This is a genomic window from Enterobacter cloacae complex sp. ECNIH7, assembly GCF_002208095.1.
GTDB classification, from domain to species: Bacteria; Pseudomonadota; Gammaproteobacteria; order Enterobacterales; family Enterobacteriaceae; genus Enterobacter; species Enterobacter cloacae_M.
In genome coordinates this window covers 227,565-251,365 of sequence record NZ_CP017990.1, presented here as the reverse complement: position 1 = coordinate 251,365, position 23,801 = coordinate 227,565, and the positions used below count along the sequence as shown (strand labels likewise).

General features: G+C 53.3%; 16 protein-coding genes and 5 tRNA genes. 1 reads left to right on the top strand and 20 read right to left on the bottom strand.

Annotated features, from left to right (window positions below; all coding sequences use genetic code 11):
- Nucleotides 1-38: 38 nt before the first annotated feature.
- The 13 genes from rpoC to WM95_RS01155 form a co-directional block, all read right to left on the bottom strand.
- Entirely contained in the window at nucleotides 39-4,262 is a 4,224-nt protein-coding gene (gene rpoC, locus WM95_RS01220) for a DNA-directed RNA polymerase subunit beta' (RefSeq protein ID WP_023309968.1), read from the bottom strand.
- 76 nt (nucleotides 4,263-4,338) lie between these two features.
- A complete protein-coding gene (rpoB, locus tag WM95_RS01215; RefSeq protein WP_063409573.1) occupies nucleotides 4,339-8,367 on the bottom strand; it encodes a DNA-directed RNA polymerase subunit beta in 4,029 nt (1,342 codons plus the stop codon).
- A 319-nt stretch (nucleotides 8,368-8,686) separates the two neighbouring features.
- Nucleotides 8,687-9,052, bottom strand: a complete 366-nt coding sequence (gene rplL / locus WM95_RS01210) for a 50S ribosomal protein L7/L12 (RefSeq protein ID WP_002445276.1) — start codon at nucleotides 9,050-9,052, stop codon at nucleotides 8,687-8,689.
- A 66-nt stretch (nucleotides 9,053-9,118) separates the two neighbouring features.
- Nucleotides 9,119-9,616, bottom strand: a complete 498-nt coding sequence (rplJ, locus tag WM95_RS01205) for a 50S ribosomal protein L10 (protein ID WP_003862338.1) — start codon at nucleotides 9,614-9,616, stop codon at nucleotides 9,119-9,121.
- Nucleotides 9,617-9,907: 291 nt separating this feature from the next.
- Nucleotides 9,908-10,612 (bottom strand): 50S ribosomal protein L1, encoded by a 705-nt coding sequence (gene rplA / locus WM95_RS01195; protein ID WP_006810530.1) that lies wholly within the window; start codon nucleotides 10,610-10,612, stop codon nucleotides 9,908-9,910.
- Nucleotides 10,613-10,615: 3 nt separating this feature from the next.
- Nucleotides 10,616-11,044 (bottom strand): 50S ribosomal protein L11, encoded by a 429-nt coding sequence (gene rplK, locus WM95_RS01190; protein WP_008503452.1) that lies wholly within the window; start codon nucleotides 11,042-11,044, stop codon nucleotides 10,616-10,618.
- Between the two features lie 155 nt (nucleotides 11,045-11,199).
- Complete coding sequence (gene nusG, locus WM95_RS01185) at nucleotides 11,200-11,745, bottom strand: transcription termination/antitermination protein NusG (RefSeq protein WP_002438628.1); 546 nt, start codon at nucleotides 11,743-11,745, stop codon at nucleotides 11,200-11,202.
- Between the two features lies 1 nt (nucleotide 11,746).
- Nucleotides 11,747-12,130, bottom strand: coding sequence for a preprotein translocase subunit SecE (gene secE, locus WM95_RS01180; RefSeq protein ID WP_014068449.1), 384 nt, complete (start codon nucleotides 12,128-12,130; stop codon nucleotides 11,747-11,749).
- A gap of 225 nt (nucleotides 12,131-12,355) precedes the next feature.
- A complete protein-coding gene (gene tuf, locus WM95_RS01175; RefSeq protein ID WP_023309456.1) occupies nucleotides 12,356-13,540 on the bottom strand; it encodes an elongation factor Tu in 1,185 nt (394 codons plus the stop codon).
- A gap of 118 nt (nucleotides 13,541-13,658) precedes the next feature.
- Nucleotides 13,659-13,734, bottom strand: a tRNA-Thr gene (locus tag WM95_RS01170).
- A gap of 6 nt (nucleotides 13,735-13,740) precedes the next feature.
- A tRNA-Gly gene (locus WM95_RS01165) sits at nucleotides 13,741-13,815 on the bottom strand.
- A gap of 117 nt (nucleotides 13,816-13,932) precedes the next feature.
- Nucleotides 13,933-14,017, bottom strand: a tRNA-Tyr gene (locus WM95_RS01160).
- 8 nt (nucleotides 14,018-14,025) lie between these two features.
- A tRNA-Thr gene (locus WM95_RS01155) sits at nucleotides 14,026-14,101 on the bottom strand.
- A gap of 317 nt (nucleotides 14,102-14,418) precedes the next feature.
- Here WM95_RS01155 and coaA point away from each other — a divergent pair.
- A complete protein-coding gene (coaA, locus tag WM95_RS01150) occupies nucleotides 14,419-15,369 on the top strand; it encodes a type I pantothenate kinase (RefSeq protein ID WP_032668002.1) in 951 nt (316 codons plus the stop codon).
- Nucleotides 15,370-15,412: 43 nt separating this feature from the next.
- Here the strand turns inward: coaA and dppF are convergent, their stop codons facing one another.
- The 7 genes from dppF to eptB all read right to left on the bottom strand — a co-directional run bounded on the left by dppF (nucleotide 15,413) and on the right by eptB (nucleotide 23,599).
- The gene (gene dppF / locus WM95_RS01145; protein WP_023309965.1) at nucleotides 15,413-16,426 is read right to left on the bottom strand and encodes a dipeptide ABC transporter ATP-binding subunit DppF; all 1,014 of its coding nucleotides are present in this window, start codon (nucleotides 16,424-16,426) and stop codon (nucleotides 15,413-15,415) included.
- Nucleotides 16,423-17,406: a dipeptide ABC transporter ATP-binding protein gene (gene dppD / locus WM95_RS01140; RefSeq protein ID WP_008502772.1), complete on the bottom strand. Its 984-nt coding sequence runs from the start codon at nucleotides 17,404-17,406 to the stop codon at nucleotides 16,423-16,425. The genes dppF and dppD overlap by 4 nt, the downstream gene beginning before the upstream one ends.
- Nucleotides 17,407-17,416: 10 nt before the next feature.
- On the bottom strand, nucleotides 17,417-18,319 hold the full coding sequence (dppC, locus tag WM95_RS01135) for a dipeptide ABC transporter permease DppC (RefSeq protein ID WP_045400214.1): 903 nt from the start codon (nucleotides 18,317-18,319) through the stop codon (nucleotides 17,417-17,419).
- A gap of 9 nt (nucleotides 18,320-18,328) precedes the next feature.
- On the bottom strand, nucleotides 18,329-19,348 hold the full coding sequence (gene dppB, locus WM95_RS01130; RefSeq protein WP_023309962.1) for a dipeptide ABC transporter permease DppB: 1,020 nt from the start codon (nucleotides 19,346-19,348) through the stop codon (nucleotides 18,329-18,331).
- Nucleotides 19,349-19,508: 160 nt separating this feature from the next.
- Nucleotides 19,509-21,116 (bottom strand): dipeptide ABC transporter periplasmic-binding protein DppA, encoded by a 1,608-nt coding sequence (gene dppA / locus WM95_RS01125; protein ID WP_023309961.1) that lies wholly within the window; start codon nucleotides 21,114-21,116, stop codon nucleotides 19,509-19,511.
- 620 nt (nucleotides 21,117-21,736) lie between these two features.
- Nucleotides 21,737-21,813, bottom strand: a tRNA-Pro gene (locus WM95_RS01115).
- 91 nt (nucleotides 21,814-21,904) lie between these two features.
- Nucleotides 21,905-23,599: a kdo(2)-lipid A phosphoethanolamine 7''-transferase gene (eptB, locus tag WM95_RS01110; RefSeq protein ID WP_047173778.1), complete on the bottom strand. Its 1,695-nt coding sequence runs from the start codon at nucleotides 23,597-23,599 to the stop codon at nucleotides 21,905-21,907.
- Nucleotides 23,600-23,801: the final 202 nt, after the last annotated feature.

Below are 23,801 nucleotides of genomic sequence, written 5' to 3'. Positions count from 1 at the left end.
ACCCGCCGAGGCGGGTTTTTTATTTACGGCATCAACGATTACTCGTTGTCGGAACCGCCCAGACCTGCGTTCAGCAGTTCTGCCAGGCTCGCGGATGCATCTTCAGCAGTCACCTGCGGTGCAGCTGGCAGTTCGCCCGCAGCACGACGACGCATACGATCCTGATGGTACGCATAACCGGTACCCGCCGGGATCAGACGACCCACGATGACGTTCTCTTTCAGACCGCGCAGTTCATCACGTTTACCTGCAACAGCGGCTTCGGTCAGGACACGAGTCGTTTCCTGGAACGATGCTGCAGAGATGAAGGACTCGGTTGCCAGAGACGCTTTGGTGATACCCAGCAGATCGCGCGAGAAGGTCGCACCGATTTTGCCGTTCGCTTCCAGTTCGCGGTTAGCGATCTTGACGCGTGAGTATTCAACCTGCTCGCCTTCCAGGAACTCGGAGCTGCCTGCGTTTTCGATGGTTGCTTTACGCAGCATCTGACGAACGATAACTTCGATGTGCTTATCGTTAATCTTAACGCCCTGCAGACGGTAAACGTCCTGTACTTCGTTGGTGATGTAACGCGTTACCGCGTGTACGCCACGAAGACGCAGAATGTCGTGCGGAGCTTCTGGACCATCGGAAACCACGTCACCACGTTCTACACGTTCACCTTCGAACACGTTGAGCTGACGCCACTTAGGAATCATCTCTTCGTACGGTTCGCTGCCATCTACTGGAGTGATAACCAGACGGCGCTTCCCTTTGGTCTCTTTACCGAAGGAGATGATACCGCTGATTTCAGCCAGGATTGCAGGCTCTTTCGGACGACGTGCTTCGAACAGGTCCGCAACGCGTGGCAGACCACCGGTGATGTCCTTGGTACCGCTGGATTCCTGTGGAATACGCGCCAGAGCATCACCCGCACCGATCTGAATGCCATCTTCCAGCTGAACGATCGCTTTACCCGGCAGGAAGTACTGCGCAGGCATGTCGGTACCAGGGATCAGAACGTCGTTACCCTGAGCATCAACGATTTTCAGTGCAGGACGCAGATCTTTACCACCGGTAGTACGTTCAGCAGAATCCAGAACCACCAGAGAAGACAGACCGGTCAGCTCGTCGGTCTGACGAGTAATGGTCTGGCCGTCGATCATGTCAGTGAAGCGGATGAAACCACTCACTTCGGTGATAACCGGCATGGTGTGTGGATCCCAGTTTGCAACGGTTTCACCGCCGGCAACCTGTTCGCCATCACCTTTCGCCATAACCGCACCGTAAGGCACTTTATAGCTCTCTTTGGTACGACCGAATTCGTCGATCAGCTTCAGCTCGGTGTTACGGGAGGTCACAACCAGCTTGCCAGCGGAGTTAACAACAGACTTCGCGTTGCTGAGCTTGATGCTACCTTTGTTTTTCACCTGGATGCTGGATTCAGCAGCCGCACGAGATGCCGCACCACCGATGTGGAACGTACGCATCGTCAGCTGTGTACCCGGCTCACCGATGGACTGTGCCGCGATAACGCCGATTGCTTCACCTTTGTTGATGATGTGGCCACGCGCCAGGTCACGACCGTAGCAGTGCGCACATACACCAAAGTCGGTGTCACAGGATACAACGGAACGTACTTTCACGGAGTCAACAGAGTTCGCTTCCAGCAGGTCACACCAGTGCTCGTGCAGCAGCGTGTTGCGTGGAACCAGGATGTCTGCAGTACCCGGCTTCAGAATGTCTTCCGCGGTTACACGACCCAGAACGCGATCGCGCAGTGGCTCTTTAACATCACCACCCTCGATAACCGGGGTCATGGTGATACCTTCGAGGGTGCCACAATCGTCTTCGGTCACAACCAGATCCTGCGCAACGTCAACCAGACGACGCGTCAGATAACCGGAGTTCGCCGTTTTCAGTGCGGTATCCGCCAGACCTTTACGAGCACCGTGCGTGGAGATGAAGTACTGGAGTACGTTCAGACCTTCACGGAAGTTCGCGGTGATTGGCGTTTCGATGATGGAGCCATCTGGCTTCGCCATCAGACCACGCATACCTGCCAGCTGACGAATCTGTGCTGCGGAACCACGCGCACCAGAGTCGGCCATCATGTAGATGCTGTTGAAGGAAACCTGCTGCTCTTCTACGCCGTCACGGTTAATCACGGTTTCGGTCTGCAGGTTATCCATCATCGCCTTGGATACACGATCGTTCGCTGCAGCCCAGATATCGATAACTTTGTTATAGCGTTCGCCCGCGGTAACCAGACCAGACTGGAACTGCTCCTGGATCTCAGCAACTTCGGCTTCCGCTTCAGAGATGATCTCGTGTTTCTTCTCTGGGATGACCATGTCATCGATACCAACAGATGCACCTGAACGCGCTGCATAAGCAAAGCCGGTATACATTGTCTGGTCAGCGAAGATAACGGTCGGCTTCAGACCCAGAATGCGGTAACAGGTGTTCAGCATTTTGGAGATCGCTTTCTTGCCCAGCGCCTGGTTGACGATGGAGAAAGGCAGACCTTTCGGTACGATCATCCACAGAATGGCACGGCCAACGGTCGTGTCTTTCAGGCTGGTTTTCGCAACGAATTCGCCGTTTTCATCTTTTTCGTATTCGGTGATACGCACTTTAACGCGCGCATGCAGAGAGGCCAGGCCAGCGCGATAAATACGCTCAGCTTCTTTCGGGCCAGTCAGCACCATGCCTTCGCCTTTGGCGTTAACACAGTCACGGGTCATGTAGTACAGACCCAATACAACGTCCTGAGAAGGAACGATAATTGGTTCACCGTTCGCTGGGGACAGGATGTTGTTAGTAGACATCATCAGCGCACGCGCTTCGAGCTGGGCTTCCAGCGTCAGCGGTACGTGAACAGCCATCTGGTCACCATCGAAGTCGGCGTTATATGCCGCACATACCAGCGGGTGCAGCTGGATAGCTTTACCTTCGATCAGGACTGGCTCAAATGCCTGGATACCCAAACGGTGCAGAGTTGGTGCACGGTTCAGCAGTACCGGGTGCTCGCGGATAACTTCGTCCAGGATATCCCAAACGACAGCTTCTTCACGCTCAACCATTTTCTTAGCGGCTTTGATGGTGGTGGCGAGGCCACGCAGTTCCAGCTTGCCGTAGATGAACGGTTTGAACAGCTCCAGTGCCATTTTCTTCGGCAGACCGCACTGATGCAGACGCAGGTATGGACCTACGGTGATAACAGAACGACCAGAGTAGTCAACACGCTTACCGAGCAGGTTCTGACGGAAACGACCCTGCTTACCTTTGATCATGTCGGCCAAAGATTTCAGAGGACGCTTGTTAGAACCGGTGATCGCACGACCGCGACGACCGTTATCCAGCAGGGCATCTACCGCTTCCTGCAGCATACGTTTTTCGTTGCGTACGATGATGTCCGGCGCAGCCAGATCCAGCAGACGTTTCAGACGGTTGTTACGGTTGATAACGCGACGATACAGATCGTTCAGATCGGACGTTGCGAAACGACCACCATCCAGCGGAACCAGTGGACGCAGATCTGGCGGCAGAACCGGCAGAACGGTCAGGATCATCCACTCTGGTTTGTTACCAGACTGAACGAAAGCTTCCAGCAGTTTGATACGCTTGGTCAGCTTTTTACGTTTGGTTTCGGAGTTGGTTTCGTTCAGCTCTTCACGCAGCTGCTCGCACTCTTGCTCCAGATCCATGCTCTTCAGCAGGGCCTGAATAGCTTCCGCACCCATCTTCGCATCGAATTCGTCACCGAACTCTTCCAGCGCGTCCAGATACTGCTCTTCAGTCAGGATCTGATGACGTTCCAGGTTCGTCATCCCGCCTTCGATAACCACATAAGATTCGAAGTACAGAACGCGTTCGATATCGCGCAGCGGCATATCCAGCAGCAGACCGATACGGGACGGCAGAGATTTCAGGAACCAGATGTGAGCGGTCGGAGACGCCAGCTCGATGTGGCCCATGCGTTCACGACGCACTTTGGTCTGGGTCACTTCAACGCCGCACTTCTCACAGATCACACCACGGTGTTTCAGGCGCTTGTACTTACCGCACAGGCACTCGTAATCTTTTACTGGCCCGAAAATACGCGCACAGAAAAGGCCGTCACGCTCAGGTTTGAACGTACGGTAGTTGATGGTTTCCGGCTTTTTAACTTCACCGAATGACCATGAACGGATCATGTCTGGCGAAGCCAGAGCAATTTTGATCGCATCAAACTCTTCGGTTTTAGTCTGCGCTTTCAGAAACTTTAATAAATCTTTCACGGATTTGCTCCCGTCGGAGTTAGCACAATCTGGTGCCGGGGGTTAACCCGGCACCAGTGACCTGTTTGAGCGAGAATTACTCGTCTTCCAGTTCGATGTTGATACCCAGCGAACGAATCTCTTTCAACAGTACGTTGAAGGATTCTGGCATGCCCGGCTCCATCTGATGGTTGCCGTCCACGATGTTTTTATACATCTTGGTACGACCGTTCACGTCATCAGACTTAACGGTGAGCATTTCCTGCAGGGTGTATGCCGCGCCGTATGCTTCCAGCGCCCACACTTCCATCTCCCCGAAGCGCTGACCACCGAACTGTGCCTTACCACCCAGCGGCTGCTGAGTAACCAGGCTGTAAGAACCGGTAGAACGAGCGTGCATCTTGTCGTCGACCAGGTGGTTCAGTTTCAGCATGTACATGTAACCTACGGTTACCGGACGCTCGAACTGTTCACCAGTACGGCCGTCAAACAGCGTAATCTGACCAGACGTTGGCAGACCACCCAGTTGCAGCAGCTCTTTAATTTCAGCTTCTTTTGCACCGTCGAATACCGGCGTTGCAATTGGCATACCTTTGCGCAGGTTCTCTGCCAGACGCAGCACTTCTTCATCGCTGAAGGTGTTCAGGTCGACTTTCTGACGCACGTCGGTACCCAGATCGTAGGCACGCTGGATGAATTCGCGCAGTTTCGCGACTTCCTGCTGCTGTTTCAGCATGGCGTTAATCTTATCGCCGATGCCTTTCGCAGCCATACCCAGGTGAGTTTCCAGGATCTGACCAATGTTCATACGAGACGGTACGCCCAGCGGGTTCAGTACGATATCTACCGGCGTACCGTTAGCATCGTGCGGCATATCTTCGATCGGGTTGATCTTAGAGATAACACCCTTGTTACCGTGACGACCTGCCATCTTATCACCAGGCTGGATCTGACGTTTAACGGCCAGATACACCTTAACAATCTTCAGCACGCCTGGTGCCAGATCGTCGCCCTGAGTGATTTTGCGGCGTTTCGCTTCGAGTTTTTTCTCGAACTCGTGTTTCAGTTCGTCATACTGCTCAGCCAGCTGTTCCAGCTGATTTTGTTTCTCTTCGTCGGTCAGGCCCAGTTCCAGCCAGCGATCGCGTGGCAGTTTGTCGAGCTTCTCAGCTTCAACGCCACCGGCAACCAGCACCGCATAGATACGGCTGAACAGACCCGCTTCGAGGATCTGCAGTTCTTCAGACAGGTCTTTCTTAGCCTGTTTGAGCTGCATCTCTTCGATTTCCAGCGCACGCTTATCTTTTTCAACGCCGTCACGAGTGAAGACCTGAACGTCGATAACCGTACCGGAAACACCGTTTGGTACGCGCAGAGAAGAGTCTTTAACGTCAGACGCTTTCTCACCGAAGATTGCACGCAGCAGTTTCTCTTCTGGCGTCAGCTGGGTTTCACCTTTAGGCGTAACCTTACCAACCAGAATGTCGCCGCCGGTCACTTCAGCACCGATGTAAACGATACCGGATTCATCCAGTTTGGAGAGCGCAGCTTCACCCACGTTAGGGATGTCAGCGGTGATCTCTTCTGGCCCCAGCTTGGTGTCACGGGACACACATGCCAGCTCCTGAATATGGATGGTGGTGAAACGATCTTCCTGAACCACCCGCTCGGAGACGAGGATGGAGTCTTCGAAGTTATAACCATTCCACGGCATGAACGCTACGCGCATGTTCTGACCAAGCGCCAGTTCACCGAGGTCGGTGGACGGACCGTCTGCCAGCACGTCGCCGCGCTCAACTGGCTCACCCAGAGATACGCAAGGCATCTGGTTGATACAGGTGTTCTGGTTAGAACGGGTGTATTTGGTCAGGTTATAAATGTCGATACCTGCTTCGCCCGGATACATCTCGTCTTCGTTAACTTTGATAACGATACGGGATGCATCGACGTACTGAACAGTACCGCCACGTTTAGCAACTGCAGTAACACCGGAGTCAACGGCAACAGCACGTTCCATACCGGTACCAACCAGCGGCTTATCAGCGCGCAGAGTTGGAACGGCCTGACGTTGCATGTTCGCACCCATCAATGCACGGTTGGCGTCATCGTGTTCCAGGAACGGGATCAGGGACGCACCGACGGATACCACCTGCTGGGTGGATACGTCCATGTAGTCAACCTGGTCGCGGCTGAACAAGCTGGATTCGCCTTTGCTACGGCAGGTAACCAGATCTTCTACAAAGTGGCCTTCGTCATCCAGGTTGGAGTTCGCCTGAGCGATAACGTAGTTGCCTTCTTCGATAGCAGACAGGTAGTGAATTTCGTCGGTTACAACACCGTCGGTCACTTTACGGTACGGGGTCTCGAGGAAACCGTATTCGTTAGTCTGTGCGTACACGGACAGGGAGTTGATCAGACCGATGTTTGGACCTTCAGGCGTTTCGATTGGACATACGCGACCGTAGTGCGTCGGGTGTACGTCTCGAACTTCAAAGCCTGCGCGTTCACGGGTCAAACCGCCTGGGCCGAGTGCAGAGATACGACGTTTGTGCGTAATCTCAGACAGCGGGTTGTTCTGGTCCATGAACTGAGACAGCTGGCTTGAACCGAAGAACTCTTTCACTGCTGCAGAAATCGGCTTGGCGTTGATCATATCCTGAGGCATCAGGGTATCCAGATCGCCCAGAGACAGACGCTCTTTCACCGCACGTTCTACACGTACCAGGCCAACGCGGAATTGGTTTTCCGCCATTTCGCCTACGGAACGGATACGACGGTTGCCGAGGTGGTCGATATCGTCCACTTCGCCTTTACCGTTACGGATATCGATGAGCTTCTTCATCACTTCGATGATGTCGTCTTTGCTCAGGATACCGGAACCTTCGATTTCGTCGCGCAGCAGAGAACGGTTGAACTTCATACGACCAACCGCGGACAGATCGTAGCGGTCTTCGGAGAAGAACAGGTTCTCGAACAGGCTTTCCGCCGCTTCGCGAGTTGGTGGCTCACCAGGGCGCATCATGCGGTAGATTTCTACCAGCGCGCTCAGACGATCGGTGGTTGGGTCGACGCGAATAGTCTCAGAGATATACGCACCGTGGTCCAGATCGTTGGTGAACAGCGTTTCGATACGTTTGTGGCCAGACTGGCTCAGCTTAGCCAGCAGATCCAGGCTCAGCTCCATGTTAGCTGGGCAGATCAGCTCACCCGTTGATTCATCAACGTAATCTTTCGCGGCTACTTTTCCTGCAATGTACTCAACCGGAACTTCGATGAGTTTGATATCATCTTTTTCCAGCTGGCGGATGTGGCGCGCGGTGATACGGCGACCTTTTTCCACATACACTTTGCCGTCGGCTTCGATGTCGAACGACGCGGTCTCGCCACGCAGACGTTCCGGCACCAGCTCCATCTGCAGCTTGTTGTCGCGGATTTCAAAGATCACTTTCTCAAAGAACAGGTCCAGGATCTGTTCAGTGGTGTATTGCAGCGCACGCAGAATGATGGTTGCAGGCAGCTTACGACGGCGGTCGATACGGACAAACAGGTTGTCTTTCGGATCGAACTCGAAGTCCAGCCATGAACCACGGTAAGGAATGATGCGTGCGTTATACAGTACTTTACCGGAAGAGTGTGTTTTACCTTTATCGCTGTCGAAGAAGACGCCCGGGCTACGGTGCAGCTGGGAAACGATAACACGCTCAGTACCGTTGATTACGAAAGTACCGTTGTCTGTCATGAGTGGAATTTCACCCATGTAGACTTCTTGTTCTTTAATGTCTTTTACGGTGCCTTCCGGCGCTTCGCGCTCGTAGATCACCAGACGCAGTTTTACGCGCAGCGGTGCGGAATAGGTCACGCCACGGATCTGACATTCCTGAACGTCAAACACCGGTTCGCCAAGGCGGTAGCTGACGTACTGCAGCTCGGAGTTACCGCTGTAGCTCTGAATCGGGAACACGGAGCGGAAGGCTGCTTCCAGACCGTACTGCCCTTCAGGATCTTGCTCGATAAACTTCTGGAACGAGTCAAGCTGGATAGAAAGGAGATATGGAATGTCCAGAACTTGTGGACGTTTACCAAAATCCTTACGAATACGTTTTTTCTCGGTATAGGAGTAAACCATAGGGTTCCTCAGCTCGCTGACAAGTCGACCCATCTGTCCGACGAAGGGACAGTTTGTGCAACACCATTTTGTGGACCGGAAAATTGAATACTTTCCGCAATACCTGTTGCTATCACGCTTAAATCATTTCGTCGCGATTTACACAGAGCGAGCACCCTGTCGCAATATATTAAGTCGTCGATAGAAACATGCATTGTCAGGACAATCAGCAGTCAAACAGTGTGAAATGCTACTGATGCCTTACAGCGCAAAAAGGCTGGTGACTAAAAAGTCACCAGCCATCAGCCTAATTACTCAGGCTGCAACCAGAAAAGTTGGCTTATTTAACTTCAACTTCAGCGCCAGCTTCTTCCAGAGATTTTTTCAGTGCTTCTGCGTCGTCTTTGCTCACGCCTTCTTTCAGCGCAGCTGGAGCAGATTCTACCAGGTCTTTAGCTTCTTTCAGACCCAGGCCAGTTGCGCCACGTACTGCTTTGATAACAGCAACTTTGTTAGCGCCAGCAGCTTTCAGAATTACGTCGAATTCAGTTTTTTCTTCAGCAGCTTCAGCCGGGCCCGCAGCTACAGCTACAGCAGCAGCAGCAGAAACACCGAATTTTTCTTCCATTGCAGAAACCAGCTCTACAACGTCCATTACGGACATAGCTGCTACTGCTTCAATGATTTGATCTTTAGTGATAGACATTTAAATTGTTCCTGAAAATCAGAATAAGTTTATACGTAAGCAAATGCTTTATAAAGATAACTGCGATTAAGCAGCTTCTTTCGCATCGCGTACAGCAGCCAGAGTGCGAACCAGTTTGCCAGCCGCAGCTTCTTTCATGGTTGCCATCAGGCGTGCAATTGCTTCTTCGTAGGTCGGCAGGGTTGCCAGGCGATCGATTTGCGATGCCGGGATCAACTCACCTTCAAAGGCTGCAGCTTTGACCTCAAATTTTGCATTCGCTTTCGCGAACTCTTTGAACAGACGAGCAGCAGCGCCCGGGTGTTCCATAGAGTATGCAATCAGGGTCGGACCAACAAACGTGTCTTTCAGGCACTCGAACTGAGTACCTTCAACTACGCGGCGCAGCAGGGTGTTACGAACAACACGCATGTATACGCCAGCTTCACGACCTGCTTTACGCAGTTCAGTCATTTTGTCTACAGTAACGCCACGGGAATCCGCAACTACTGCAGACAGCGCGCCTTTGGCTACTTCGCTGACTTCAGCAACAATCGCTTGTTTGTCTTGAAGATTTAAAGCCATTAGCTTTGCTCCTGGATGTTTGCCGGAACTCATGTTCCGGAACTCACTTCACTCTCCCCAACGGAAAGAGCGTCTTAATACGGTGAGCAGAAACAAGCCAGAGTATCCAAAAATAATCTTAGCGTTCTGTCACCGTCTACGCAGGGGATTAAGTCTCTTGCGAAACACCTGCGGTCTTCGACGGAGGCCTGGATTAGGCCAGGCTCCAACGAACAAATCTTTTAGCCGCTAACTTTCGTTAGCAAACGTGGGGGTAAGATTGTAGACAAAATCACCGCCCACGTAAAGGCATTAGTTTGCAGCAGCGCTCAGGCCAGCCTGGTCAACTGCAACACCTGCACCCATGGTGGTGGAGATGCTAACTTTCTTGATGTACACGCCTTTCGCCTGAGTTGGTTTTGCTTTTTTCAGCGCAACCAGCAGAGCTTCCAGGTTTTCTTTCAGTTTGTCAGCGTCAAAGTCCACTTTACCGATGGTGGTGTGGATGATGCCGTTTTTGTCGTTACGATAACGAACCTGACCTGCTTTAGCGTTCTTAACCGCTTCAGCAACGTTAGGAGTTACAGTACCCACTTTCGGGTTTGGCATCAGGCCGCGTGGACCCAGAACCTGGCCCAGCTGGCCAACAACGCGCATTGCATCTGGAGAAGCAATAACAACGTCAAAGTTCATTTCGCCTTTCTTGATCTGATCAGCCAGATCTTCCATACCTACCAGTTCAGCGCCGGCAGCTTTAGCAGCTTCAGCGTTTGCACCCTGAGCAAATACAGCTACGCGAACGGAACGGCCAGTACCGTGTGGCAGTACAGTCGCGCCACGAACGTTCTGATCGGATTTACGCGCGTCGATGCCGAGGTTAACGGCAACGTCAACGCTTTCAACGAACTTAGCAGTTGCCAGTTCTTTCAGCAGAGCGATAGCTTCGTTGATGTCGTACTGTTTGGTCGCATCAACTTTGTCACGGATCACGGACATGCGCTTGGTCAGTTTAGCCATTTCTTAGTCCTCCACTACCAGGCCCATGGAACGTGCTGTACCTTCGATTGAGCGAGTCATCGCTTCAATGTCGGCACCAGTCATGTCGGCAGCTTTGGTCTGCGCGATTTCCTGCAGCTGAGCGCGGGAAATTTTACCCACTTTGTCTTTGTTCGGTTTACCGGAACCAGACTTGATACCAGCCGCTTTCTTCAGCAGAACAGCTGCTGGAGGGGTTTTGGTAACGAAAGTGAAAGAACGGTCAGCGTAAACAGTGATTACGACTGGGATTGGCAGACCTTTTTCCAGGGATTCGGTTTTGGCGTTGAACGCTTTACAGAATTCCATGATGTTCACACCCTGCTGACCCAGAGCTGGACCAACTGGTGGACTTGGGTTCGCCATACCAGCTGCAACCTGCAGCTTGACGTAGGCTTGTACTTTCTTAGCCATTCTAAAATCCTCTGATTGGGTGATAGCGCCTCAGGGAGGCTCCCCGTGAATAAAATTCGTTTTACGGGCCGGGCCCATAAAAACAAAAGGCGCGAAATTGTATTCCAATCTCGCGCCCTGTGCAACGATTAAATCGCCGCTTTTTTGATCGCTGCTTAGGCTTTTTCGACCTGCGCAAAGTCCAGTTCTACCGGGGTCGCACGACCGAAGATAGAAACAGAAACTTTCAGGCGGGACTTCTCGTAGTCCACTTCTTCAACCACACCGTTAAAGTCAGCAAACGGACCGTCGCTAACACGAACCATTTCACCCGGTTCAAACAGCGTTTTCGGACGCGGCTTATCACCCACCTGCTGCAGGCGGTTCATAATCGCATCAACTTCTTTGTCGCTGATTGGCGCCGGACGGTCAGACGTGCCGCCGATAAAGCCCATCACGCGCGGTACGCTGCGCACCAGGTGCCAGCTCGCGTCGTTCATCACCATCTGAACCAGCACGTAACCCGGGAAGAATTTACGCTCGCTTTTGCGACGTTGGCCGCCACGGATCTCAACCACTTCTTCGGTCGGAACCATAACTTCGCCAAATAACTCTTCCATGTTGTGTAATTTGATATGCTCACGCAGCGACGTTGCTACGCGGCCTTCAAAACCGGAAAACGCCTGAACGACGTACCAACGCTTTTTAGGGGCTTCAGACATCTTAGAACCTCAGGCCAGTAATAAAGGAAACCAGGCGAACCAGAATACCATCCAGTCCCCACAGGATCAGTGACATTACCGCAGTCACTGCAGCCACGATCAGAGTGGTGTGCAGTGTTTCCTGGCGAGTCGGCCAAATGACCTTGCGGACTTCGGTACGTGCTTCGCGAGCGAAAGCAACGGTTGCTTTACCTTTAGTCGTCAACAGCGCGACACCGCCCGCTGCAGCAATCAGAATCACCACTGCCAGCGCGCGGAGCGGCAGCATCATGTCACGATAAAGATAGTTGCCAACGATTGCCACAATCAGCAGCACGGCAACAGCGACCCACTTCATCGCTTCCAGGCCGCGCCCGCTCCCTTGAGCTTCGGTATTCGCACTCATAAACCAACCTGTCAGAAGAATTCTACAAATAATTTCACCCCGCGATTGCGAGGCGAGCCAAATCGAAATAATCCCTTTATGGATTATACGCTCTCTGCAGAGCCTGTCTCAGCAATGATTATGACAAAAATAATCACTGATGAGCCAGGTTCTGATGTGAAAGCGTGCAAAAAGGGCATCAAATGATGCCCTTTTCATGCGCATTGCGTCAAATGTTATCAGCGATTAGCCGAGAACTTTAGCAACCACGCCCGCGCCAACGGTACGGCCACCTTCACGGATTGCGAAACGCAGACCGTCGTCCATCGCGATTGGGTGGATCAGAGTCACAACCATCTTGATGTTGTCGCCTGGCATTACCATCTCAACGCCTTCTGGCAGTTCGATGGTACCGGTCACGTCAGTTGTACGGAAGTAGAACTGTGGACGGTAGCCTTTGAAGAACGGAGTATGACGGCCGCCTTCGTCTTTGGACAGAATGTACACTTCAGATTCGAACTTGGTGTGTGGCTTGATTGAGCCTGGCTTCGCCAGAACCTGACCACGTTCGATTTCTTCACGTTTGATACCACGCAGCAGAACACCAACGTTCTCACCAGCACGGCCTTCGTCCAGCAGTTTGCGGAACATTTCAACGCCAGTACAGGTAGACTTCGCAGTCTCTTTGATACCAACGATTTCAACTTCTTCGCCAACTTTGATGATACCGCGCTCTACACGACCGGTAACAACGGTACCACGACCGGAGATGGAGAATACGTCTTCGATTGGCAGCAGGAATGGCTTGTCAATCGCACGCTCTGGTTCTGGGATGTAAGAATCCAGGAAGCCAGCCAGTTCGATGATTTTCGCTTCCCACTCTGCGTCGCCTTCCAGCGCTTTCAGAGCAGAACCACGAACGATTGGAGTATCGTCGCCCGGGAAATCGTACTGAGACAGCAGTTCACGAACTTCCATCTCTACCAGTTCCAGCAGCTCTTCGTCATCAACCATGTCGCATTTGTTCAGGAACACGATGATGAAAGGAACGCCTACCTGACGACCCAGCAGGATGTGCTCACGAGTCTGAGGCATTGGGCCGTCAGTCGCAGCAACAACCAGGATCGCGCCGTCCATCTGCGCAGCACCGGTGATCATGTTTTTAACATAGTCGGCGTGGCCCGGGCAGTCTACGTGTGCGTAGTGGCGAGTCGGGGTGTCGTACTCAACGTGAGAGGTGTTGATGGTGATACCACGAGCTTTTTCTTCTGGTGCGTTATCGATCTGATCGAATGCACGAGCAGAACCACCGTAGGTTTTTGCCAGAACGGTAGTGATTGCAGCGGTCAGCGTTGTTTTACCATGGTCAACGTGGCCGATAGTACCGACGTTAACGTGCGGTTTTGTACGTTCAAACTTTTCTTTAGACATCGATTGTCCCTCTAAGACACGGATAAATCGGTGATATCACCACATCAACCAGGCGAAATGCCTGAATTGTTGAATACAGTAAAATTGAAACAGAGAGAAACGGGAAGGAGAAGTGAAGTGGTGCTGATACCCAGAGTCGAACTGGGGACCTCACCCTTACCAAGGGTGCGCTCTACCAACTGAGCCATATCAGCACGTATTGGAGCGGGCAGCGGGAATCGAACCCGCATCATCAGCTTGGAAGGCTGAGGTAATAGCCATTATACGATGCCCGCATCCTGAAACTCGGCTACCCAGTTCTTTCTGTAACAAAAAAAGAGATTTCTCTCTTTTTCAGTTTGAGCTGGCTAATTTTTCCAACCAGCTCCGGCGGCATTTACGCTGCCAGAAAGTGGTGGTGGGGGAAGGATTCGAACCTTCGAAGTCTGTGACGGCAGATTTACAGTCTGCTCCCTTTGGCCGCTCGGGAACCCCACCGGACTTGATGGTGCCGACTACCGGAATCGAACTGGTGACCTACTGATTACAAGTCAGTTGCTCTACCTACTGAGCTAAGTCGGCATCAAGTAGCGCGCATTCTATGGATACCTGCGCGGTCATGCAACTAAAAATTTGCATAAAACGTTCTTTCGCTCACATTTTATGCGAAGAGCGTGTCAGGCGCTGTAAAAGTAGTCATTTGAGGTCAAATATTCAACATATCATCGTGATTTGCACCGTATTCAACGTAGCGTGACGGCTTCCGCGTAACGCAGCGCTTTCCATCTTTTTTCTTATTATTCCCGTCATCTGGTGTTAACCTCCTGCCCATTGTCCAAAATTAACTGTGTGATGAGCCACGATCCGGCAGTGTGGTGCTGGCTCACTGAAGCATGCTTATGAGCAAAAAAGAGCAAACGTTAATGACGCCTTATCTTCACTTTAACCGCAGCCAGTGGGCTGCCCTGCGTGATTCCGTCCCTATGACGCTGACGGAAGGTGAAATCGCACGGTTAAAAGGGATAAACGAAGATCTGTCCCTGGAAGAAGTGGCAGAAATTTATCTCCCCCTCTCTCGCTTGCTTAACTTCTATATCAGCTCGAACCTGCGTCGTCAGGCCGTGCTGGAGCAGTTTCTCGGGACGAACGGTCAACGCATTCCTTATATCATTAGTATCGCAGGCAGCGTGGCCGTGGGTAAAAGTACCACCGCGCGCGTCCTGCAGGCGCTGTTGAGCCGCTGGCCGGAACACCGCAGCGTGGAGCTGATTACCACTGACGGCTTCCTGCACCCGAACGAGGTGTTAAAAGAACGCGGGCTGATGAAGAAGAAGGGCTTCCCGCTCTCTTACGATATGCACCGTCTGGTGAAATTTGTCTCTGACCTGAAATCCGGCGTGCCTCACGTGACTGCACCAGTCTATTCGCACCTGATCTACGATCGCATCCCGGGTGGGGATAAAACCGTGGTCCAGCCGGACATCCTGATTCTGGAAGGTCTGAACGTGCTGCAAAGCGGGATGGACTATCCTCACGACCCGCATCACGTATTCGTCTCGGATTTCGTCGATTTCTCTATTTATGTCGATGCGCCGGAAGACCTGCTGCAAAACTGGTACATCAACCGCTTCCTGAAGTTCCGCGAAGGGGCGTTCACTGACCCGGATTCCTATTTCCACCACTATGCTCAGCTTTCTGAAGAAGAAGCGATCGGCGTGGCCACGGGGCTGTGGAATGAGATCAACTACGTGAACCTCAAAGAGAACATCCTGCCGACGCGCGAGCGTGCGAGCCTGATCCTCACCAAGAGCGAGAAGCACGCCGTCGACCAGATTCGCCTGCGGAAATAATCAAGCAGACATAAAAAAACCGGCTTAACGCCGGTTTTTTTCGTTATGCCTGTGGCTTCTCGCCATTTTCATCCTGATCGACCGCGAAGCAGGCAACCAGCTGGCCGCCATAATCCTTCAGCTGCGGCTGGAGCTGGGTGCACGGACCGAAGCGGCGACTGCAGCGGGCGTTGAATGCACATCCCGGAGGCGGATTCAGCGGGCTTGGCAGTTCACCCGTCAGCTTAATACGCTCACGACGATCGTCCGGGTTCAGACGCGGCGTCGCAGACAGCAGCGCCTGGGTATACGGGTGACGAGGGTTATTAAAGATCTGGTCTTTAGTCCCCTTCTCCACGCAACGCCCCAGGTACATCACCATCACTTCATCGGCAATATGCTCTACCACCGACAGGTCGTGGGAGATGAACACGTAAGACAGCCCCAGCTCCTGCTGGAGATCCATCATCAGGTTCAGCACCTGCGCACGCACGGATACGTCGAGCGCGGAGACCGGCTCATCGGCAATCACCACGTCCGGATCGAGCATCAGCCCGCGGGCGATCGCAATACGCTGACGCTGGCCGCCGGAGAACATGTGCGGATAGCGATCGTAATGCTCGGTTTTGAGGCCGACCTTCGCCATCATCGCCAGCGCCTTTTCACGGCGCTGCTCTTTACTCAAATTACTGTTGATCAGCAGCGGCTCTTCCAGAATCTGCCCGACTTTTTTACGCGGGTTCAAAGAACCATAGGGGTTCTGGAACACAATCTGAATTTTCTGGCGGCGCAGCTTCTGCGCCTGCGGATCGTGCTTGAGCAGATCCTGCCCCTGATAGTAGAGCTCCCCGCCGGTCGGCACTTCAATCATCGTCAGCAGACGGCCCAGCGTGGATTTGCCGCAGCCTGACTCCCCCACCACCGCCAGCGTTTTACCGCGTTCGAGGTTAAAAGAGACGCCGTCCAGCGCTTTCACCAGGCGTTCAGGGGCAAACAGCCCCTTCTTCACCGGGTAGTATTTTTTCAGGTCGATGGCCTGCAACAGCGGTTGTTGCGTGGTGGCCTGTTGCGTACTCATAGTGTTGGCCTCCCGGCATCATCGAGTGGGTAGTGGCATTTCGACTGACGGCCGTCAGCAAGCTGGTTCAGCTCTGGCTCTTCTGCCCGGCATTTGTCCGTTGCATACGGACAGCGCGGATTGAGCAGACAGCCCTGCGGACGGTCATATTTACCCGGTACCACACCCGGCAGCGACGCCAGACGCGCTTTGTCCTGGGCAAACTCCGGCAGCGCGCGTAAAAGCGCCTGGGTATACGGGTGACGCGGCGCGCGGAAAATATCGTGTGAATTCCCGGTCTCGACCACCTGGCCGGCATACATCACGATGATTTTGTGCGCGGCTTCGGCCACCAGCGCCAGATCGTGCGTAATCAGCACCAGCGCCATATTCTCTTTCTGCTGCAGCTCCAGCAGCAGCTCGATGATTTGCGCCTGGATGGTCACATCCAGCGCCGTCGTAGGTTCATCCGCAATCAGCAGTTTTGGTCGACAGGCAATCGCCATCGCGATCATCACGCGCTGACTCATCCCACCGGAGAGCTGGTGCGGGTAAACGTCCAGGCGTGATGCCGGGTCAGGAATACCCACCTGGTTCAGCAGGTCGATCGCGCGCTGGCGACGGGTTTTCTTATTCCCACCCTGATGCACCTTAATCGCTTCCATAATCTGGAAACCAACGGTGTAGCAGGGGTTCAGGCTGGTCATGGGATCCTGGAAAATCATCGCCACTTCGGCGCCCACCAGCTGGCGGCGCTGTTTCTCAGAAATGCGCTTCAGATCCTGACCGTTGAACTGCAGGTTTTCCGCCATCACGCGGCCCGGGTAATCAATCAGCCCCATGATCGCCAGCGAGCTCACTGACTTACCGGAGCCGGACTCCCCGACGATACCAACCACTTCGCCCTGATTTACGCTGTAGCTGATGCGGTCCACGGCGCGAAACGGGGTGCCTTCGTCGCCAAAGTGCACCGATAATTTATCTACATTTAATAACGCCATCTCGTGCCTCTTACTGCTTCAGTTTGGGATCAAGCGCATCACGCAGACCATCACCCATCAGGTTAAATGCCAGCACCGTCAGCAGGATTGCCAGACCCGGGAAGGTGACAACCCACCAGGCGCTTTGTGCGAACTGCAACACGTCGGAGAGCATCGTGCCCCACTCCGGTGTTGGCGGCTGCGCACCCATGCCCAGGAAGCCAAGAGCGGCCATATCAAGAATGGCGTTAGAGAAACCGAGCGACGCCTGAACAATCAGCGGCGCAAGGCAGTTAGGGAAGATATTCACGAACATCTGGCGCATCGCACCGGCACCCGCCACGCGAGAGGCGGTGACGTAATCGCGGTTCACTTCCACCAGCACCGCCGCACGGGTTAAACGCACGTAGTGAGGGAGCGCCACGAAGGTCAACGCCAGCGCGGCATTGCCTATCGACGGGCCGAAGATCGCCACCAGCACCAGCGCCAGCAGCAGGCTTGGCAGCGCCAGCATGATATCGACGATGCGCATGATGATGTTATCAACGATACCGCCGAAGTAACCGGCAATCAGACCCAGCACGATCCCCATAATCAGGGATAACACCACCACCAGGCAGCCGACCAGCAGCGACAGGCGCGCGCCGTACATCAGACGCGACAGCACGTCGCGGCCAACGTCATCGGTACCCAGCAGGTGCGCCAGGCTGCCGCCGTCCTGCCACGCAGGCGGCGCGAGCAGCGCATCGCGGAACTGGTCCGCCGGGTTATACGGTGCGAGGAAATTCGCAAACACCGCAATCAGGATCATGATTACGACATACACCAGCCCTACCACCGCGCCTTTATTGCGCTTGAAGTAGTGCCAGAATTCCTGCAGCGGCGTCATAGGAACCGGTGCAGCGACCACTTTATTTTGAGTGACTTGTGACATGATGGTCCCTTACTTCTTATGACGAATACGCGGGTTCACCACGCCGTACAGCAAATCGACCAGCAGGTTGACGAGGATAATCATCGTCGCGACCAGCAGTACACCGCCCTGCACAACCGGATAGTCACGGCGTTGCAGCGCGTCAATCAGCCAGCGTCCAAGGCCCGGCCAGGAGAAGATGGTTTCGGTCAGGATCGCCCCCGCCAGCAACGTCCCCACCTGGAGGCCGATAACGGTCACCACCGGCAGCATGGCATTACGCAGCGCATGGACGATGATGACGCGCATACGCGTCAGGCCCTTGGCGCGCGCGGTGCGGATATAATCCTCACCCAGCACTTCCAGCATCGATGAACGGGTCATTCGCACGATCACCGCCAGAGGAATGGTGCCCAGCACCATGGCAGGCAGGATCATGTGCGCCACGGCATCAATGAAGTTGCCCTCTTCGCCCCATATAGCCGTATCAATCAGCATAAAGCCGGTAAGCGGGTTGGAGTCATCCAGGAAGACCATATCACTGACGCGCCCGGAGACCGGTGTCAGGTTAAGCTGCACCGATACCAGCATGATCAGCATCATGCCCCACCAGAAGATAGGCATGGAGTAGCCGGTCAGCGCCAGGCCCACGGCGGTATGGTCAAAAATAGAGCCACGCTTGACGGCAGCCAGTACCCCGACAGGAATACCCACCGCAGTGGCGAAAATCATGGCGCAGATGCCAAGCTCCAGCGTCGCTTTAAAACGCGGCACGAACTCGTCCCACACCGGAAGGCGGCTTTTCAGCGAAATCCCTAAATCACCGTGCAACACGCCCCAGATATAGTGGAGGTACTGCTGCCACATCGGCTTATCGAGACCGAGTTCCGCCAGCAGCTGTGCATGGCGCTCAGGGGAAATACCACGCTCGCCCGCCATAATCATTACCGGGTCGCCGGGGATCATATGGACGAAGGCAAAAGTGAGAAGGGTGATACCGATAAACGTGGGGATAACAAGTCCCAGACGTCGGAGGATGAACTGCAACATAACCCGGATTCTCTCTGATGACGCACGACCAGTGGCGTGACGTCTGTATTGCTCACAAATGTAAATTCCCTCTCCCAGCGGGAGAGAGTTAGGGTGAGGGGATGCATGCACGCCCCTCACCCCTGCCCTCTCCAGAGGGAGAGGGAGAACACCCTACTTATTATTCAACCGATACGTTTTCGAAGTGGTGTTTGCCCAGTGGATCTACCACGTAGCCCTTCACTTCTTTACGCACTGGCTCGTACACGGTGGAGTGAGCAACAATCAGCGCCGGAGCCTGATCGTGCATAACAACCTGAGCCTGCTTGTACAGTTCAATACGTTTGTTGTGATCGTCGGTCGCACGCGCCGGCTGGATCAGGTCTTCAAACGGCTTGTAGCACCAGCGAGAGTAGTTAGAACCGTCTTTCGCCGCCGCGCAGCTGAACAGGGTGGCGAAGAAGTTGTCCGGATCCCCGTTATCACCGGTCCAGCCCATCATTACCGCCTGGTGCTCACCTGCTTTGGCGCGCTTCAGGTACTCGCCCCACTCGTAGGTCACAATCTTGGCCTGAACGCCAACCTTAGCCCAGTCAGCCTGAACCATTTCCGCCATACGGCGTGCGTTCGGGTTGTAAGGACGCTGTACCGGCATCGCCCACAGCTCAACGGTAAAGCCTTTGTCCTGGCCCGCTTCTTTCAGCAGCGCTTTCGCTTTCTCAGGATCGTAGGTGTAGTCTTTAACGTCGTCGTTATAACCCCACATGGTTGGTGGGATCAGGTTTTTGGCAGCAACGCCAGCGCCCTGGTAAACCGCCTTGATAATCGCTTCTTTGTTCACCGCGTAGGTCAGCGCCTGACGCACTTTCACGTCATCAAACGGTTTCTTCTCGGTGTTAAAGGAGAGATAGCCCACGTTCAGGCCGGCCTGCTCCAGCAGGTTGATGTTCTTGTCCTGCTTCATGCGGGCGATATCAGCCGGGTTCGGGTACGGCATCACCTGACATTCGTTTTTCTGCAGTTTTGCGTAACGCACGGAAGCATCAGGCGTGATGGAGAAGACCAGACGGTCGATCTGCGGCTTGGTGCCCCAATAGCCTTCGAACGCTTTATACAGAATGCGGGAGTCTTTCTGGTACTGCAGCAGCTGGAATGGACCGGTACCGATTGGGTTCAGGTCAACTTTCTCCGGCGTGCCGGCTTTCAGCATGTTGTCCGCGTACTCTTTGGACAGAATCGAGGCGAAGTCCATGGCCAGGTCAGCCAGGAATGGCGCTTCCGGACGCGTCAGCACGAACTGAACCGTTTTATCGTCCACTTTTTTCACTTCAGCGATCAGGTCTGGCAGACCCATCCCTTCGAAGTATTCATAGCTGCCGCCAGACACTTTATGGTACGGGTTCTGAGCGTTTTTCTGACGGTCGAAGGAGAACACAACGTCGTCGGCGTTAAAGTCGCGCGTTGGTTTGAAATCTTTGCTGTCCTGCCACTTCACGCCCTGGCGCAGGTGGAAGGTATAGGTTTTGCCGTCTTCGCTGACGTCCCACTTCTCGGCCAGACCCGGAATTACTTCCGTGGTACCGGTTTTGAATTCAACCAGACGGTTATAGATCGGTACAGAGCTTGCGTCGTAAGTCGTACCAGAGGTAAAGAGCTGTGGGTTAAAGCCTTCCGGCGAGCCTTCAGAACAGTAAACCAGGGTTTTTGCCTGTACGCTTGCTGCCACGGTCATAGCCACCAGGCTCAGACCAAGCTTCAGCATCCCTGACTTCTTCAAGGAAATACTCATTATTCTGCTCCAATGTGATGTTTTGCTTTGTTGTGTTACGCCGCCAGACCTTTATTTATTTTTTACCCGGTCCGGTCGGTGATGCCCGAAGGCTTTAAAGGGATGGAGAATCCTTTCAGAAGAGCGTTTGAGTTGCAGCGCAGATCGTCCCTGAAATGCCCCTCATGCCCTACAATCTGTCAACAGAATGTGAAAACGTCAATACAGGTGACGGGGATTTACGCTGAGTGTGAGAAACCGCAAACAAAGATTAAAAAAACTATGCATGCCAGTTTTCAGCAGGGAAATTTATGCTACTCGCTATCTTGCAGCACAAGTCTCTTCATATTTCGCAACAATCAGTGATTAACTTTTATTCAGAATGGGTAAATTTTCTTGCAGAATGGTGATTATCTGAGCACTAAATACCGCGAACGTTAAAACGCACAGCGAAAAATGCTGAGGTTATCCATAAGCAACGCGAAAAAAGATCAATCTATATATAAAAAAATACAATGGATTATGTCACAAAATCGTTAACAGGCAGGGAGAAGCAGGCCTAAGGGGCGTTTTGGATACTCTGACGGGATAAGATCATAATGCAAAAAGGGCTAACCTTGCGGTTAGCCCTTTTCAGAATGTGGTCGGCGAGAGAGGATTCGAACCTCCGACCCACTGGTCCCAAACCAGTTGCGCTACCAAGCTGCGCTACTCGCCGAATGCGGAGCGCATCTTACTGCTGAGGTGCGCCCCCGTCAATCCCTTATTTTCAAAAAGCCATTCAACTGGCGATATTCTCGCCAGGGCAGCTACTGCGCGGCTTTTACGCTGTTATCAGGGAGTTTACACCAGTTGTTGTTTTCGTTAATCCCACCGTTCGGTGAGGTATAACCGAGACAACCCATAATGGTGTCGTACAGCTCAACGTGACGACGCGGCACCTTCATATCCGCCTCTTTTTTCAGCTGAGCAAACATCTTCGCCTTCTCCGGATTTTCAAGATACTTATCCGACATCCACATGATCATCGGCACGCGGAACTGTTCCGGCGGTGCCAGCTTGCGCGGCGTACCGTGCAGATGCTCTTTCTCATTGATGGATTCACCGTGATCTGCCGCGTAAATCACAATCGCTTTTTTATCGCGCAGCTGGTCGATCACCCGGCTCAGGAAGGTATCCACGTACAGCACCGAGTTGTCGTAGGCGTTGATCAGCTCCTGCTTGCTGCAGTCTTTATTAATGCCCACGCACTCAGGCTGCCACTTCGCGAAATCACGCGTGTAGCGCTGGTAGTAGCTGTAATGCGACCCTTTGGTATGCAGAATAACCAGATGCTTACCCTGCGGATGGTTCTTGAGGGACTGGGACATCTCTTCCAGCAGCAGCATGTCGTCGACGTTTTTGCCGCGGTTACGCGGTTCGGCGCCAATCTGCTCGCGGTACGCGATGTTATCTGCCAGCGTGTTGGTGTAGAACCACATCTCACTTTGCATGGCGAACAGGTCAGAGCTAAATCCAAGCTGCTTCAGCACGGCAAACACGTTCTGCTCTTTCAGCGTGCGTTGCGGGTTATCACTTGCACCGCCTTCACGCACAAACATGCAGCGCAGCGAGAGCTTGGTTGCGGTATCGCAGGAGTAGCCACGGTAGGCCACCAGGTTTTTCTCCTGCGCCAGCTTTGGCGTGGTATCCCGGTTATAGCCGAGAATACCCATATGATCCCAGCGCGTCGTTTCGCCGATGACGAAGACGACGTACGTATCATCAATCCCGTCGGCTGGCGGCTGGTAGGTGAATTGTTTTGTTGGATTGATCAGCGATTTCACATCACTGGATTCGTCCGCCTGCGCCCAGGCATACAGCCCTAACGCTGACAGCCAGTTAGATGGCAAATACGAGTTTGCCACCACGCCGCCATAGCTTGGCATATCCACGCCCGTCGCTTTTTCGACGCGTTTTTGCTGCGTTTCCATCAGGCGGATAGGCGCCCACACCAGCAGACCGGCCAGCAGGACGACGACGATATTGCGGATCCGCTGTCCACGGGTGCGCAGCTGGCGTAACAGCGTATAGCGGCACGTATTGCTCCAGATAAAGAACAGCGGGATCAGACAGGCTAAAACCGTCCAGACGATAAAGCCTTTCCCTACCACCTCTTTCGAGAGGTCGATATCCGTGGTCATCACCGAGGCAACGATACCGTAACCAATGACCACGTTCATAAAGGTCATGTAATAGCTTGCGGCGGCGGAAATAATCACCACCAGCGAGGCCAAAATTTGCCAGGTACGTCGACCAAAAAGGGACAGGAGGCGTAAGAGGAAGAAGGTCGCGAGAACGGAGCCGAATACTTCTATTGCGGCAAATATACCATTACTTAGGGTAAGGTTTTCAACATACCCTTCCACTCTTCTGAACAGTACCGCGCCATTCAGAAATAATCCGATATAGACAGCCAGCATCAGACACAATCTTTGCTGGGTAAGAGACCTAATGTATTTCATGCAAACAACCCTGGGGGAAGGGGTATAAAGACCCGTCGAATCTCAAAGAGAAAGCGGACAGAGTAAGTAAATGCGTAAGGAAGCGTTATGAGAAACGTCTACAAGCGCGGTAAGTAGACCACAGCGGGAGAGAAAAGTGGCAGCAGAGAGTGTGATCGGTGTAAATTTTTACAAAATATCGAGACGGGAAGCGTCTCGCATA

What these genes read in the sequence shown, in the direction of transcription:
- rpoB (WP_063409573.1), bottom strand. Translation starts at nt 8,367, where the DNA reads ATGGTTTACTCCTATACCGAGAAAAAACGTATTCGTAAGGATTTTGGT.
- rplL (WP_002445276.1), bottom strand. Translation starts at nt 9,052, where the DNA reads ATGTCTATCACTAAAGATCAAATCATTGAAGCAGTAGCAGCTATGTCC.
- rplJ (WP_003862338.1), bottom strand. Translation starts at nt 9,616, where the DNA reads ATGGCTTTAAATCTTCAAGACAAACAAGCGATTGTTGCTGAAGTCAGC.
- rplA (WP_006810530.1), bottom strand. Translation starts at nt 10,612, where the DNA reads ATGGCTAAACTGACCAAGCGCATGTCCGTGATCCGTGACAAAGTTGAT.
- rplK (WP_008503452.1), bottom strand. Translation starts at nt 11,044, where the DNA reads ATGGCTAAGAAAGTACAAGCCTACGTCAAGCTGCAGGTTGCAGCTGGT.
- nusG (WP_002438628.1), bottom strand. Translation starts at nt 11,745, where the DNA reads ATGTCTGAAGCCCCTAAAAAGCGTTGGTACGTCGTTCAGGCGTTTTCC.
- secE (WP_014068449.1), bottom strand. Translation starts at nt 12,130, where the DNA reads ATGAGTGCGAATACCGAAGCTCAAGGGAGCGGGCGCGGCCTGGAAGCG.
- tuf (WP_023309456.1), bottom strand. Translation starts at nt 13,540, where the DNA reads ATGTCTAAAGAAAAGTTTGAACGTACAAAACCGCACGTTAACGTCGGT.
- coaA (WP_032668002.1), top strand. Translation starts at nt 14,419, where the DNA reads ATGAGCAAAAAAGAGCAAACGTTAATGACGCCTTATCTTCACTTTAAC.
- dppF (WP_023309965.1), bottom strand. Translation starts at nt 16,426, where the DNA reads ATGAGTACGCAACAGGCCACCACGCAACAACCGCTGTTGCAGGCCATC.
- dppD (WP_008502772.1), bottom strand. Translation starts at nt 17,406, where the DNA reads ATGGCGTTATTAAATGTAGATAAATTATCGGTGCACTTTGGCGACGAA.
- dppC (WP_045400214.1), bottom strand. Translation starts at nt 18,319, where the DNA reads ATGTCACAAGTCACTCAAAATAAAGTGGTCGCTGCACCGGTTCCTATG.
- dppB (WP_023309962.1), bottom strand. Translation starts at nt 19,348, where the DNA reads ATGTTGCAGTTCATCCTCCGACGTCTGGGACTTGTTATCCCCACGTTT.
- dppA (WP_023309961.1), bottom strand. Translation starts at nt 21,116, where the DNA reads ATGAGTATTTCCTTGAAGAAGTCAGGGATGCTGAAGCTTGGTCTGAGC.
- eptB (WP_047173778.1), bottom strand. Translation starts at nt 23,599, where the DNA reads ATGAAATACATTAGGTCTCTTACCCAGCAAAGATTGTGTCTGATGCTG.